The organism is Mycobacterium kyogaense (genome assembly GCF_003254575.1).
Classification (GTDB): domain Bacteria; phylum Actinomycetota; class Actinomycetes; order Mycobacteriales; family Mycobacteriaceae; genus Mycobacterium; species Mycobacterium kyogaense.
The window spans coordinates 99,004-112,878 of sequence record NZ_QJUA01000014.1 but is presented as its reverse complement, the minus strand read 5'-3'; the positions used below and the strand labels follow the sequence as shown (position 1 = coordinate 112,878).

At 66.6% G+C, this 13,875-nt stretch carries 11 protein-coding genes; 5 read left to right on the top strand and 6 right to left on the bottom strand.

The features are described 5' to 3' along the window. Positions 1-120 precede the first annotated feature (120 nt). Positions 121-690: an HD domain-containing protein gene (locus tag DMB80_RS12570; RefSeq protein WP_111510152.1), complete on the top strand. Its 570-nt coding sequence runs from the start codon at positions 121-123 to the stop codon at positions 688-690. 353 nt (positions 691-1,043) lie between these two features. On the opposite strand, the gene DMB80_RS12565 is transcribed toward DMB80_RS12570, so the two are convergent. The 4 genes from DMB80_RS12565 to DMB80_RS12550 form a co-directional block, all read right to left on the bottom strand. Further along, entirely contained in the window at positions 1,044-1,295 is a 252-nt protein-coding gene (locus DMB80_RS12565) for a hypothetical protein (RefSeq protein WP_111510151.1), read from the bottom strand. A gap of 208 nt (positions 1,296-1,503) precedes the next feature. Beyond that, positions 1,504-1,923, bottom strand: coding sequence for a RidA family protein (locus DMB80_RS12560; RefSeq protein WP_240431159.1), 420 nt, complete (start codon positions 1,921-1,923; stop codon positions 1,504-1,506). Further along, positions 1,920-2,951: an acetamidase/formamidase family protein gene (locus tag DMB80_RS12555; protein WP_111510149.1), complete on the bottom strand. Its 1,032-nt coding sequence runs from the start codon at positions 2,949-2,951 to the stop codon at positions 1,920-1,922. Before DMB80_RS12555 ends, DMB80_RS12560 begins: the two co-directional genes overlap by 4 nt. 145 nt (positions 2,952-3,096) lie before the next feature. Beyond that, positions 3,097-4,278: a benzoate/H(+) symporter BenE family transporter gene (locus DMB80_RS12550; RefSeq protein WP_205538648.1), complete on the bottom strand. Its 1,182-nt coding sequence runs from the start codon at positions 4,276-4,278 to the stop codon at positions 3,097-3,099. Positions 4,279-4,340: 62 nt separating this feature from the next. Here DMB80_RS12550 and DMB80_RS12545 point away from each other — a divergent pair, with 62 nt between their 5' ends. The 4 genes from DMB80_RS12545 to DMB80_RS12520 all read left to right on the top strand — a co-directional run bounded on the left by DMB80_RS12545 (position 4,341) and on the right by DMB80_RS12520 (position 11,077). Then, positions 4,341-4,868 carry a helix-turn-helix domain-containing protein gene (locus DMB80_RS12545; RefSeq protein WP_111510148.1) on the top strand — a complete coding sequence of 176 codons (528 nt, stop codon included), beginning with the start codon at positions 4,341-4,343 and terminating at the stop codon, positions 4,866-4,868. Positions 4,869-5,301: 433 nt separating this feature from the next. Then, positions 5,302-8,433, top strand: a complete 3,132-nt coding sequence (locus DMB80_RS28815) for a hypothetical protein (protein ID WP_162938516.1) — start codon at positions 5,302-5,304, stop codon at positions 8,431-8,433. A 155-nt stretch (positions 8,434-8,588) separates the two neighbouring features. Continuing rightward, positions 8,589-10,265: a GMC family oxidoreductase N-terminal domain-containing protein gene (locus DMB80_RS12525; protein WP_111510146.1), complete on the top strand. Its 1,677-nt coding sequence runs from the start codon at positions 8,589-8,591 to the stop codon at positions 10,263-10,265. Positions 10,266-10,483: 218 nt separating this feature from the next. Then, positions 10,484-11,077, top strand: a complete 594-nt coding sequence (locus tag DMB80_RS12520) for a TetR/AcrR family transcriptional regulator (RefSeq protein WP_240431158.1) — start codon at positions 10,484-10,486, stop codon at positions 11,075-11,077. A 91-nt stretch (positions 11,078-11,168) separates the two neighbouring features. Here DMB80_RS12520 and DMB80_RS12515 read toward each other — a convergent pair whose 3' ends face one another. Together DMB80_RS12515 and DMB80_RS12510 are read right to left on the bottom strand one after the other, a co-directional pair. Continuing rightward, positions 11,169-11,933 (bottom strand): hypothetical protein, encoded by a 765-nt coding sequence (locus DMB80_RS12515; protein WP_162938514.1) that lies wholly within the window; start codon positions 11,931-11,933, stop codon positions 11,169-11,171. Continuing rightward, complete coding sequence (locus DMB80_RS12510; protein ID WP_111510144.1) at positions 11,930-13,549, bottom strand: phytoene desaturase family protein; 1,620 nt, start codon at positions 13,547-13,549, stop codon at positions 11,930-11,932. The genes DMB80_RS12515 and DMB80_RS12510 overlap by 4 nt, the downstream gene beginning before the upstream one ends. Positions 13,550-13,875 lie beyond the last annotated feature (326 nt).

The window sequence follows — 13,875 nt, the reverse complement described above, 5'->3', positions numbered from 1 at the left end:
GCTCATGTCTCGCTCCTCTCGACCAACATCCCCTTCCACACCGTAGTGACTGGAGGGCCCGCGCGCGGGCCCTCCAGTCACTACGGTGTGGAAGGGGATGTTGGTCGAGAGGAGCGAGACATGAGCACCAAGACGCGTGCCACCTACCGCACGATGGCCGAGGGCACGGCGGAGGACTATGCGCTCATCGATCGTGCCGAGCACGCGAACAACGCGGGGCTCGTACCCCGCGTGCTCGGCCTGGTGGAGGCTCTGGCCGACGGCCAGCAGGCCTACCCGATCAGCCGGCTCGACCATTCCCTGCAATCGGCCACCCGCGCGCTCGACGACGGACGTTCGGACGGGTACATCGTCGCCGCGCTACTGCACGACGTGGGTGACACCTACGCACCGCATGCCCACGGCGCCTTCGCCGCAGCCGTCGTCGCGCCGTACGTGTCGGAGCGAATGGCGTGGATCGTCAAGGTGCATCCCGAATTCCAGCAGTACTACTACGCACCCCACATGGGCGGCGTGCGCGACGCCCGCGAGAAGTACCGCGGGCATCGGTGGTTCGACGACTGCGTCGAGTTCTGCGAGAAGTACGACCAGAACTGCTTCGACGCCGACTTCGAGCACCGTCCGCTCGACTTCTTCCGTCCACTGGTGGAACGCGTCTTCGCCCGCCAACCGTGGACGAGCAGAGACTGACGACGGGCACGCTTCGCGAGGCAGTGTGAAGCACTCGCACGAGATAGCGTTCGGAACGGTCGCACAACGTCGGGTCCGCTGCCCGATATTCGGTAACCCAGGCGACGGTGGCAAACACTGCCCTCAGCAATGACCGCGACGTTAGGGCCAAATTGTGATTCACATACGACTCGCCTTCACCGTCATGCGAACGGCGTGACGTGGCAGCCGTCCTGGAGACGGTTCCCCCCAGCCGGGCAACGGGATTGGCGCAGCCGTCTCGACCGGCTCATCATGACGACGCGCGCCACTATTGCACCCGTCGCTTCCGCGGCTTCCGCGGGATGAGGACGTACGTCACCAGTCGGTGGGTTCTACCAGGTGGTGCCCTCAAGCCCGGGAATTACGCACCGCCCGTCCGCGGCCACGCGCCCGATCAGCATGCCGTCGTAGCCGGTGCATGAGGAGTTCAGCGGCTCGCAAGTGTTGATCGACGTCACCACCTTGCCTGCGCCGCACGGGGTGCCCGGAGCCGGAGGGTCGGCTGTGGCCACGGCACTGCTGAAGCTCACGGCGAGCATCGCTGCAGACGTGGCGACGAGCAAACGCGTCGAGTTGAACATCATCGGTACCTCCCCTATTGATGGGTTCCGACGACGTCGATGCTACGCCGGCAACGAACCATCCCTGCTGCGATTGACTGCAGGGAAGCTGACCGATGCGGCGGGCGTTAGACGTCGACCCGCTAACTAGTTCCGGTGACGGCTTCGAGGAACTGCATCGAGTATTCGCTTATCAAGTGCTGCCATCATTCCAGCCCTAGGTCACCGCAGACTAAGTCCAACCCCAGCCGCCGCTGCGCCAGCACACCCAGTCGATTTCTACGCGGGCATCGACCGCCAGGCCGGTCACCCCGACACAGGTCCGGGACGGCAACCGGTCCGGAAACCAGGCGGCATACGCAGCGTTGAACGCCTGGTACTCGGACCAGTCAGTGAGATATGCCCGCACCGACACCACGTCGGCCAGTCCCCCGCCGCACAGCTGTGTCACCCGCAGCAGATTGGTCAGCACCTGATCGGTCTGGGCGGCGATGTCCTGACTGACCACCGATCCACTTGTGTCTGTGGGCATTTGGCCCGTCACGTACAGCGTCTCGCCGGCAGCGGTGGCGTGCACGAAAGGGGCCACCGACGGCGGAACTCCGTCGGCGGGGGTGAACGTGAAGGGGCGGATCCCACCCGGGGCGCTCACGCCGCGCTCCCCCATGTGCCGGTGAAGGACCGCTTGTCGATGCGGGCATGCACGCCCTGGCGCTGATCGACCACCTGAGTGACAGTGAAGTCCACCGCCACAGACATGTACGAGTACGCGTCGGCGTGGGAGAGGCCGTACAGCTGCTGCAGGAGGTCGAGCGCGCGCACCGCCGCCGCACGCATCGCTTCGTCGAGGCTGTCTCCGAAGCCATGGACCAGCAGTTCGGTCGACGTCTCCAGCACTGGCACCGTGAACGGCAGGTCGCGGCGCACAGTCAGACGCAGCAGCCCCTTCAACGATGCCTCCAATGCGGTGCCGCTGATCTCGCCGTCACCTTGAGAAACGTGTGGGTCACCAATCGACAGTAATGCGCCGGCGACGTGGACGGGGTAATACATGCGGCCTCCGACGCCGATTCGCCAATTGTCGATGTTTCCTCCGTGGTCGCCGGGCGGCACCGAGGACACCCGCCCGGGGGTTGCCGGTGCCACCCCCATCGTGCCGAAGTGCGGTCGTAGCGCGACAGTGACGCCAGGCAGCGCCGGTTCTCTTGTGACGCTTGTCGGTTCGACGACCGTTCCCGGTTGATCAGCCAGCGCCGTCGTGGTCCAGTCGTAGCCGAAAATCGCCCGTCCTCGCAGCGCCGCGGTGTCGAGCTCGTAGACGGTCACGCGTTCGGTGCCCGTGAGGTCGTAGAGATACCCCCAGTGCGCCGCCAGATTGGAGCCGTAGGGCAGGCGCGGAGTGGCCTCCAAGATGTCGACCTGCAGCACGTCGCCTGGGCGGGCGCCGGTGACCGCGACGGGACCGGTCAACAGGTGCGGCCCCGGCCCGCGATCGCAGACCTGATCGAAGACGGCCCGAATCTCCGCGTCCATCAACAGATCTGGCGCGTCTCCGGCATGATGGGTCAACGCTTCGACGGCCACCAGGTCGCCCGAGTTCACCGTGAGCACCGCAGGCAGAGCCGGATCGAAGTACCCCCAGTGTACGGTCGCCGGAGTGGCTGGCAGGACGTGATACATCGGCACATCATGCCAGTGGAGCCGGTGTGCCGCACGGCGAGCGAACCACCGCGCCTTGTCTGAATTCCAGGTGTCGCAACAATGCTAAAACGTCTGTGCCTCAATAATTCACGATCGCTGCCCGACCTGCAGTCGGTGTCGTGAATCAGGCTCGGGCGCGCACTGTCCCGCGGAACAACCTGTGCACGATCACCCCCACCAGCAGCGCCCAGAATGCCGCGCCGACCCCGGCTACGGTCGCTCCCGACGCCGCGACCACCAGGGTCACCGCAGCCGGTAGGCGTGCCGACTCATCGGACATGGCGCCGGCGCACGCGCTGGCGAACGCACCCAGCAGCGCCACCCCCGCGACCGCCTGCACGAGCCCGGCCGGCGCGGCGAGCACGACGGCCGTCAATCCCGTCGAGACCAGGCCCAGTGCGCAGTAAGCCGTTCCGGTAGTGACTCCGGCTACCCAGCGACGCCGGGGATTCGGATCGGCGTCCGGCCCGGCGGCCAACGCGGCACTGATGGCGGCAAGGTTGACGGCGTGACCGCCGAACGGCGTCGCCAACAGGGAGGCGACTGCTGTGACCGTCAGCGCTGGGCGCCAGGGAACGTGGTAACCGAATCCCGACATGACGGCGACGCCCGGGATGTTCTGCGCGGCCATCGTGACGATGTACAACGGGAGAGCGATACCGATGAACGCCGACACCGTGAGGGTCGGTGTGGTCACCTGCAGGTGCGGGGCCCACGACGACGCGGCGGGCACCGCGTCGTGCCGCACCAACGTCACCGCCAGCACCAGGAGCGCGACGCCGAACGCCGCCGGTACTGCCCAGCGGGGCCGGGTCGCCGATACGATCAGCCACGCCACCAGCACCGGCGCAATCACCACAGGATCGCTGGCCAGTGCGGTGACCGGAGCGATGCACAGCGGCAGCAGTACCCCCGCCAGCATCGCCTGGGCAACGGAATGGGGAATGCGGGCCACGGCTCGGGCCAGCATCGGCCACAGTCCGGTGGCGAGCAGCAGCACGGCGGTGACGGCGAAAGCGCCGACGGCAGCCGGCCACCCTCCTGCCCCCGCGCCGGTGCTGATCAGCAGTGCAGCTCCCGGCGTCGACCACGCACACGTGATCGGCATGCGAAATCTCCACGACAGCAGCACCGATGCCGCGCCCATCGCCAAGCTCACCGCCATCAGGCCCGACGCCGCCTGCTCCTGATCGGCCCCTACCGCGCGCAAACCCGCGAGCACCACCGCAAACGACGAGGTGAAGCCGACGAGCGCGCACACCACGCCGGCGCCCACCGGCACCGCCTTCGAGACGTCCTGGTCCACTCTCGCAACCCCTCGTTCTGTTCACGGAACGCGTTCCGTGAACAGAACGTAGCATCGGTGGGGTGGATGCGGGAGACGTCGGTCGCCGACTGCGCGAGTTACGGTCCGAGCGCGGGCTCAGCTTGTCTGAACTCGCCCGTCGCGCCGGCGTCGGCAAGAGCTCGCTGTCGGAAATCGAAGCAGGCAAACGTAATCCCACGGTCGAGACGCTCTATTCGCTGTGCGCGCCCCTGGACGTACCTCTGACCGCGCTCGTCGGCGAGACACCCGGCGCCCGCTCGGCAGCAGACGGCGGAATGCGCACGGTGTTGCTGTCTGTGCGGCACTTGCCCCGGGTCACCGTAGAGGTGTTCCGACTCGAGTTCCCCGTGGGCGCAGATCATGTCTCGCCATCCCACGGCGCGCGCACCCGCGAACATCTCACGGTGGTGGACGGGCGGGTGCTGGCCGGACCCGTTGGCGAGGAGACCGTAGTCGATGCGGGGTCGACGCTGAGTTGGTCGAGCGGTCGGCGCCACCGGTTCGCCGCCGTCGACGGCGCCGCCGAGGCGGTAGTGGTGATCACCACCCCGCGGACACGCCCGAAGTAGTCCCCATAGGGAGGCATGGCAGCCCGAGGTCTTCTTCGAAGGACTGGTGAACCACGACCGGCCCCAACTGGTAAACCGCTTTGCCCCGCGGCACAGCGGATCGGTGGACCGCGTCAAATGCACGGCACTCTATGTACGTTGCAGATCAGATTGTCCCGCACCCAATCTTTACAAATTTGCTGACAAGAAATTATCGCCACCGTAAAGTCGACCGAGTTCGCGACGCGCGACTGTCGTCGACCGGTGTCGGTCACGAACAACGGCGTCCACATCACTGATGATTTCGGGGGTCTCCATGTCCGTTGCTGCTGCGCCGAGTACGGCCGACCGCGGCGATCTTTCTTCTCTTCCGCAGCGGACGAAAGGGGCGCACCGACGGTCGGAGAGCTTCGCGGTTCGGAGGTGGTTGCTCGCCGGAGTCGCGTCCGCGGGCATGGGCACGGCATTGTTCCTGGCCGTGCCCCAGGCGGCTGCCCATGCCGACGAGGGCACCTCGGCATCGTCGGACAGTCACGTTTCTTCTGCGACGTCGGGCGCTTCGGCAGCGACGCGTGACCGCGCGTCGACCACTGCGGCCGACCGACGCGCTACCGCGAAACAGGAACGTACAGAACGCATCTCCGACGCGGCTGAACGACGCGCGGAACGACGCAACACACTGAACTCGACCGCAGACGAGAGCGCGGCCGACCCCGCTCCTTTCTGGCGATCCACAGCGACCGCATCGACACCGCGTCAGCCCAAAGTCGTTCTCTTCGGCGATGGCACCGCCGAGCGTCCCAATGGCGGCCTCATCGTCGGCGACGGCTACTCGTGGACGTCCGAGACCTGCACAGGTGTCTCTGCGTGCGATGGTGGTCGAGGCGGGTTCTTCGGCGATGGCGGCGCCGGATACAACGGTGGCAAGGGCGGGTCCGCCGGTGCTTACGGCGATGGTGGCGCCGGCGGCAACGGAGTCGCGGCGGTCAACGGCGGCGACGGCGGTGACGGTGGCGCCGGCGGCAAGATCCGCGGCAACGGCGGCGAGGGCGGAGACGGCGCCACGACGGTCGGCGGGTCGCGCGGTGGGCGCGGCGGATCGGCGGGCGCGAACGGTGATGGTGGAAACGGCGGTACGGGCGGCACGTCGACCGGGGCCTCGACCGGCGGCGCGGGCGGCGCAGGAGGGACCGGTGGCCTCGTCCGCGGCGATGGCGGCGCCGGCGGTGTCGGCGGGAACGCGGTCCTCAACGGCCAGACCGCAGGTGCCGGTGGCCGAGGCGGCGACACCGGCACGTTCTCGGTGAGCGGCTACGCCGGCGCGGGTGGCACCGGTGGCAAGGCCAGTTACGGCGGCCGGGGCGGTGACGGCGGCGACGCCGGTCTGCTCGCCCTGTTCGCGATGGGCGGCGCCGGTGGCAGCGGCGGCGACAGCCCTTGGGAAGGCTTCGGATCCGATCACGGCGGCGACGGTGGCAATGGTGGCCGCGGCGGCAGGATGAGCGGCAACGGCGGAGACGGCGGCGCCGGAGGCGAAGGCGGCGGCGACGGTGGCAACGGCGGCAACGCGGGCAGGTCGTCGTTCCTCGGACGTGGCGGCGACGGCGGTGACGGCGGTATCGGACAGACAGGCATCGTCGGCACCAACGGCTCGGCGACCCAACTCGACGGCGGAAACGGCCAGGCCGGTGGCCAGGGCGGCGCCGGCGGTGACGGCGGCAACGGAAGCATGCTCATGGGTCTCGGCGGCAACGGCGGGGCCGGCGGCACCGGCGGCACCGGTGGCCAGGGCGGCCAGGGTCGCAGGGGGCCGGACACCAACGCCGGCCCCGGTTCTGACGGCGGCAAGGGCGGTAACGGCGGTTCCGGCGGCGCAGGCGGTTCTCTCGGCGGCGCGGCGGGGACGGGTGGAATGTTCTTCGTCATCCGCACGAACGGTGAGGCCGGTGCCAGCGGCGCAGGCGGCCAGGGCGGCGCCGGCGGGCAAGGCGGCAGGGGCGGCTGGACGACGGCCGCCGGTGAGAACGGCGGTACCGGCGGCGCCGGCGGCAATGGTGGCGCCGGCGCTGCCGGCGGAGCCGGCTCCAGCGGCGGCAACGGTGGCGCCGGTGGGCTCGGCGGCGACGGTGCCTACGGGGCTGACACCGGGGGGCGCGGCGGGCGCGGCGGCGACGGCGGCACCGGCGGGACCGGCGGACTCGGAACGGCGACACTCGATCCGGGCGATGGTGGAACCGGTGGCGCGGCAGGCGACGGCGGAGCCGGAGGAACCGGGTTCGTCACCCCGGGCGACGGTGGTGATGGTGGCGACGGCGGAACCGGTGGAACGGGGGGAACGCCCGGCGGCGCGGGCGGCGCGGGCGGCCAACTCGGTTCGGGCGGCGTCGGTGGGACCAAGCGCGATGACCCGACTGTTCAGGGTGACAGCGGCTCGGACGGCAGCGCGGGCGCCCAGGGCGCCACAGGTGTCAGTGTGGCCACCGCGCATGTGGCTGTGCCGTCGGCCAAGCCGCTGTCTCCGTTCGCCGAACTCGCGCGTCGGTGGGCGTACGTCTACTTCAATCGGGCACCATCGGCGTCACCGGAGACGGGACCGCAGACGGGCGACAACAAGCAGATCGTCATCGACATGAACGGGCAGAGCAACAATGGATATGACGTCACCTACACCGTGACGAGCGGGCCGCGTTACGGCACGCTCATCGCCGGTGACGAACCCGGGACGTACACCTACATCGTCGATCCGGCGCTGGTCCGGCCGGGCATGCAGGACAGCTTCGTGATCACGCTCGACAACGGCGCTCAGGCGGTTCGGCCGGGACTCGCCGGCGTGCTGCAGAAGCAGCGCCACGACCGGGCCGTGGAGAAGGGATTCGCGCAGGCGGACACGGTCGAACAACTGGTCACGATCAGGGTCCTCGGTGACGGTGTCTTCGGCGACGTCGACGAGGGCAGCAAGTACTGGGTCAGCCAGAGCTTCTCCAACTGCGCCCTCCAGGCCAGCGCGTCCGCGATCGGCATTGCGACCAAGACGACCCCGCCGACCGAGGCCGAGATGGTGTACCTGGCCAAAACCACCGGCAGCGTCGTCAGGCCGGGAAGCATGATCTTCCTGGATGAGAACATCGACGAGGGAGCCGCTACCCAGGACCTGCCCACTCTGATGGAGCAGTACTTCAACGTCACGGCGACCTACTCCACAGGCGCGACGGTCGACGAGAACGGCGACACCGTACTGCCGACGACACTCGATGCCCAACGGCAGCTCCGTGACCTCGAAGCCGCTCTCGCACAGGGTAAGTCAGCCGTGGTGATCTACTCGACGAACATCGTCTGGACGGCCGTCGCCGGCAGTGCGCCAGAAGGCCAGGACGGCTACTTCACCCTCGATCACGCCGCGGTGGTCACTGAGGTCGATCTCGCCAACGGCGTCGTCTACGTCAATGACAGTTCGATGACCGACGACGACGGACAGCTGATCGGCCGAGGCAAGAAGCTGCCGATCGGTGTGTTCCTCTCGGGCTGGCAGGCGAGCAACTACGACATGGTCATCGTCGCGGCGCGCACGCCCTCGGTTGAAGTCTGAGGGCGTGAACCGCCGGGCCCGCCAGGGTCCGGCGGTGTGACCCCCGCGGACACGCAACCGAACGACTCCGCCTGCAGCCCTGCTTCGGGCAGCCATCGCGCACACTGGGACGCGCAATGGAGCGCAATGGAGGAACGGTGCCCGAAACAAGCCCAGTGGCCGAATTCGACTATGTGATCGTGGGAGCAGGAAGCGCCGGTTGCCTGCTCGCCAATCGGCTCAGCGCCAACCCCGATCACCGGGTGCTCCTCATCGAAGCCGGCGGCAAGGACGACTGGTTCTGGATCAAGGTCCCGGTCGGATATCTGTACACGATCGCCAACCCGCGCACCGACTGGTGCTTCACCACCGAGCCCGATCCAGGTCTGGCCGGCCGCAGCATCATCTACGCGCGCGGCCGCGTCATCGGCGGCTGCTCATCGATCAACGCAATGATCCACATGCGCGGCCAGGCCAGCGATTACGAGCTCTGGGCGAGAGCCACCGGCGACGAGCGGTGGCTGTGGGGCGGCCCAGGCGGTCCCGGCGAAACACTGCAGATCTACAAGGAGCTGGAGAACTACTTCGGCGGAGCTGACGAGTGGCATGGCGCCGGCGGTGAGATTCGGGTGGAGCGGCCACGTGTGCGCTGGAAAATCCTGGACGCATGGCAGGCCGCCGCGGCCCAGACGGGCATCGAGCCCATCGAGGAGTTCAACCGTGGCGACAATTCCGGCAGTGCGTATTTCCACGTCAATCAGCGGCGCGGCCGGCGATGGTCGATGGCTGATGCGTTCCTGCACCCCGTCGCCCACCGACCCAACTTGATGGTTTACACCCAGACCCAGGCGCTGCGGGTGCTGATGGACGACCAGGTTCGTGACGATCAGCGGCGCGGTGCGTGGACCGATGCGCGGCACCGCGCCACCGGGGTGCGGCTGCTCAGAGACGGCCAGATCGTCGACGTCCGGGCCCGCCGCGAGGTGATCCTCAGTGCCGGGGCCATCAGTTCGCCTCACCTGATGCAGGTTTCGGGTCTGGGCTCGGCCGAGCTGCTCACCCGACACGGCGTGCCGGTGGCGGTCGATCTGCCCGGGGTGGGTGAGAACCTGCAGGACCATCTGCAGATTCGCTCCGTCTACCGCGTCCAGAACGCCCGCACCGTCAACACGCTGTACCGGAACTGGATCACCAGGGCGGGCATGGGACTCCAGTACCTGCTCATGCGGTCAGGACCCTTGACGATGCCACCGTCCACGCTGGGCGCATTCGCCAAGAGCGAGCCCGAGCTGGCCAGTCCCGATCTGGAGTGGCATGTGCAGCCCTTGTCGTTGCCGAAGTTCGGAGAACCTCTGCACCCGTATGGCGCCATCACTCCCTCGGTCTGCAACCTGCGGCCCACCTCGCGCGGCCATGTGCGTCTGGCCGATGCGGACCCGCTGACCCACCCGAGGATCTCCTGCAACTATCTGTCCACCGACGCCGACCGCGATGTCGCCGTTCGTGGATTGCGGATGACCCGCGAGATCATGGCATCCCCGGTCCTCGCCCGCTATCAGCCGCAAGAAGTACTTCCCGGCCCACAACGGATCAGTGACGACGATCTGCAGGCGGCGGCAACTGAATTGGGAACCACCATCTTTCATCCGGTCGGCACATGCGCGATGGGTGAGTTCGATGCACGCGGTGTACCGCGGTCGGCCGCCACGGTCCTCGACACCGACTGTCGCGTCCACCGCGTCGCCGGCCTCCGGGTTGTCGATGCCTCGGCGATGCCGACGATCACGTCGGGCAATACCAACGCCCCCGTGATGCTGATCGCCGAGCGCGCAGCGCGGGCAATCCTGAACTAGGTCGACATCGCCCCGAGATGTTCAGTCAGCGGGTCTGGATGCCGACATGGTTTGCGCCTGCCGAGACGTGTTTGTCGCGGCGGCAGGACCGGCTGGTCCGGATCGTGGACGCTGTTCAACTTCGTGGTCCGTCGGAGATACTGGGGTGATGGACGGATTCGCGAACGTTGAGCGCTGACGCGATCCCGTCGGGCCGAAGGGCGCGACGGAAGGCCGAAGTGCGACAGCGCCTGTTGACGGCAGCGCGGTCGACGATCGCCGGATCAGGGATTGATGCTCTGCGCATCAGCGACGTAACAGCGCGCGCGGACGTGGGATTCGGAACGTTCTATTCCTACTTCGAGAACAAGGATGCGCTTGTCGAGGCCATCGTCGCGCAAGCTCTGGAATCTTTGGCGTCGATGATCGGCCAAGCAGCGCAGGATGAGTCGGACCCCGCGGTGGCCGCTGCGGCCGCATATCGCCGATTCTTGCGCTTCGGCTGGAAGGAACCCGAATTGGCGAGTGTTCTCGTTGACCGTTACCACGTGGAGGGTCAGTTCGAACAAGCCGTGCAGCCGTGGGCCATGGACACACTGAGACGAGGGATCAGCTGCGGTCGTTTTGACATCACGAACATCGAGTTGTGTCTGTCATCGGTGGCCGCCTCGGCGGTTGCCGCCATCAGGGCGATTCTGTCTGGTCGTCTGGAGCCTGGTCCCGCTGTCGAAAGTGCCGGGGCAGAAATGATGCTGCGTTCGTTCGGGATCGACGCCGATGAGGCACGATCGATCGCGAATCTTGATCTACCGGCGCTGGCAGCGCATTCCTGAAGACCTCCCCCGTTGCGGAGGAAGGCACGGAACCTTGTCACTCGCTTGGGGTCTCGACGTTCAACGGCATCTCGCCGACGAGCATTCCGGCCTAGACGGAGACGCCGCTTCCGTACTGTTGCCGTATCGCACGTAGCAGTGCCCAGGTCATGATCGGATACCAGATGCCGAAGGCCGCCGCCGGGATCCAGAATCCGATCAATCCCGTCCACGCCATCAGCCCGTCGCGAAAGAAGATGATCATATTCGCAGGCAGCAGCAAGACACCCACCCACAAAGTGAAGAATCCAACCGACCGCGGAAACACCTGTACAGCTGGCCGCCGTCGTAGCGTCGTGATGACGATCGCTGCGATCTGACCGATGATCGGTGGCCACGGCAGGATGAGCATGATGTAGCTCATGTCGTTGAGCATCTGCGACAGCTCTGGCGAGCGTTCTGGTCGGAAGGCCGTGACGATGAAGATCAACATCGGAATCAGCAGAACGGCGGTGATGATGATGCCGCAGATCATCTGCAGCGCCGACATGAGCGGCTGCCCTGGCTCGGCCCGGCGCATCTGGACGCTGATGACGAGATAGAAAGGCAACGTCAGGGTGATTCCTACCATGCCCAAGCTGAGGCCGACCTTGTGTAGCACCGGATTCTGTGCGAGCGCAGCCGCTATCTCCGCGGGCGAGTCCGCAGCGGAGATGAGTGGGATGAAGCCGCCCATGATCCCCCACCCACCGAAGAGCAGAATGACGAAGGCGACCCCGCACCACGCACTGAATATCTGGAATCGTCGCGACAGTTCTGCGTCCGCGATCAACATTTCCTCATCGACAGTCGCGCCACGAAGCGTGGGTACCGTCACTTCGCGAGTCGCTGTTCGCGCAGCGCCGTCTGGGCGGCGAGCTTTCCGGGAAGTGCGCAGACCCCGCCGACAGGATGAGTGCCTGCCCCGCTGAGGTAGAGGCCGTCGATCGGTGTGCGGTAAGCGCCCAGGCCGGGCGCCGGCTTCATCGGTCCGAACCGAGTGATCAAGGGGTCGACGTGATAGACGTTGCCCGCTGGAGCGTTGAACCGCTCTTCGATATCGGGCCCGCCGAGCACCTTTCGGTCGATCTCCAGATCACCGAGCCCGTCGTAGTACTCGGCACAATTGCGCAGCACGGAGTCGCCGACCTTGTCGCGCACGTCTTCCCACGGTTCATTGGGTGTCACCGGAATGACTCCGGACCAGAGGTAGAAGGTACTTTGGCCCGTGGGAGCCTGTGTGGGGTCAACGGCTGACGGGATCATCGCGCAGCTCACAGGCACCGGGTCCGGCCACTCCCCGCGGACGACGGAGTTCCATCCCGCGTCTTGCTCCTTGAGCGTGTGCCAAGCAACGAGGTGGCGCCGTAGATCGATGTCGTTTCCGCGCCACTTCTCATGGCGCGCCAACGAAACCTCACCAGACAGCGCGACGTTGATCTTCAACGACGTCGCGTGAGTCTTCCGAATGGGAATGTCGTGTGCCCGAATCGACATCTTTCGGTCCAAGGTGCCCTCGGGCAGCAGCTCGTTCAGCGTGATCACCGGGTTGCAGGTGCTGATGACGCCGACCCGCGGACGCACGAGCCTGTCGTTGTCGAGTCGCAGCGCTGTGACGCGGTCATTGCTGACGACGATCTCGTCGACCCGAACACCGGTGTGGATCGTGCCGCCATGAGCGAGCAGACAGCGGCTCATGGCGGCCGGAAGTGAGCCGGTACCGCCGATGGGCATGAGGTTCGGCGTCTTCTGGACGATGCCGAGGTAAATCATCGCCCACGCCGTCATATCGAGTCGCATCTGAGAGAACGCTGCCATCGCGGCCAGCGCGCCTTTGGGAAGTTCCGACTCGAAGGTCTCGTCCAGGAACTCGGTGTGCGACGCCGTGGCGAAATGGCGAAGGGACCATAGGCGTTTCGGGTGACGGGCAGCTCGGGCTACTGCCGATGCCATCTCTTTCGTCCAGGGGCGGAGGGGATGTGCCTTCATGTATGCCACGACGAGATCCATCGCCGGGTCCAGAGCATTCGCCAAGTCGAGCCAGGCTTGCGCATCCTTCTTCGAGAACCTGCGCAGTTCGTCGGCAGTCCTGCTCGCGTCCTTCCAGATCGCCAGCGAGCTGCCGTCGGGCGCTAGCTGTACGTGGGCTGGGTCGACAGGAACCATCCGCAGCCCGTATTTGCCCAGCTCGAGCTCCTCAGTGACACCGGAGAGGCCGAAGATTCCGGTGGCTTGGATGGCACCCTCATTGAACAGGTGCCCTGGCGCATCGGCGAAGATTGGGTTGGTCGTCGTCATGCCCCCGATCCCCGATGACGCCTCTAACACGGCGACGCTGTGGCCCGCCTTCGCGAGGTAGCAGGCCGCAGTCAGTCCGTTGTGGCCTGCGCCGATGACGACGTAGTCGGGCGAGTGAGGTAAGTCGGTGCCGGCCGAGGGTGTGATCGGTTGCATAGGCCGATTGTTGATGAATCTGAATTAAAAATCAATATTGATTCGTCAATCGATTTTCTGCGTTCGTCGTCGAGGGCATGGCTGTCGTCGCGCGGGGACTCGGCCGTCATCGAGTACGTCGGCGACCAGCCCGTCGTGCATCACAGCCGCTGATTCACGGCGGTGACGAATGGCCCCACTTGCGATGAGAAGCCCGAATTGCCGTTGCGGCATGGCTTTTCGAATCCGAGTGATCCCACGCCGCTAGCCGGCAACATCAGCGTGATCGATCGTTTCCCGCGCTCGGCGTACTACTCGGCCCTGCTGCCCACGCCGAAGGCGCAGCG

Coding starts and splice junctions, on each gene's coding strand:
- DMB80_RS12510 (WP_111510144.1), bottom strand. CDS start 13,549: ATGCAACCGATCACACCCTCGGCCGGCACCGACTTACCTCACTCGCCC.
- DMB80_RS12570 (WP_111510152.1), top strand. CDS start 121: ATGAGCACCAAGACGCGTGCCACCTACCGCACGATGGCCGAGGGCACG.
- DMB80_RS12565 (WP_111510151.1), bottom strand. CDS start 1,295: ATGATGTTCAACTCGACGCGTTTGCTCGTCGCCACGTCTGCAGCGATG.
- DMB80_RS12555 (WP_111510149.1), bottom strand. CDS start 2,951: ATGTATCACGTCCTGCCAGCCACTCCGGCGACCGTACACTGGGGGTAC.
- DMB80_RS28815 (WP_162938516.1), top strand. CDS start 5,302: ATGGGCACGGCATTGTTCCTGGCCGTGCCCCAGGCGGCTGCCCATGCC.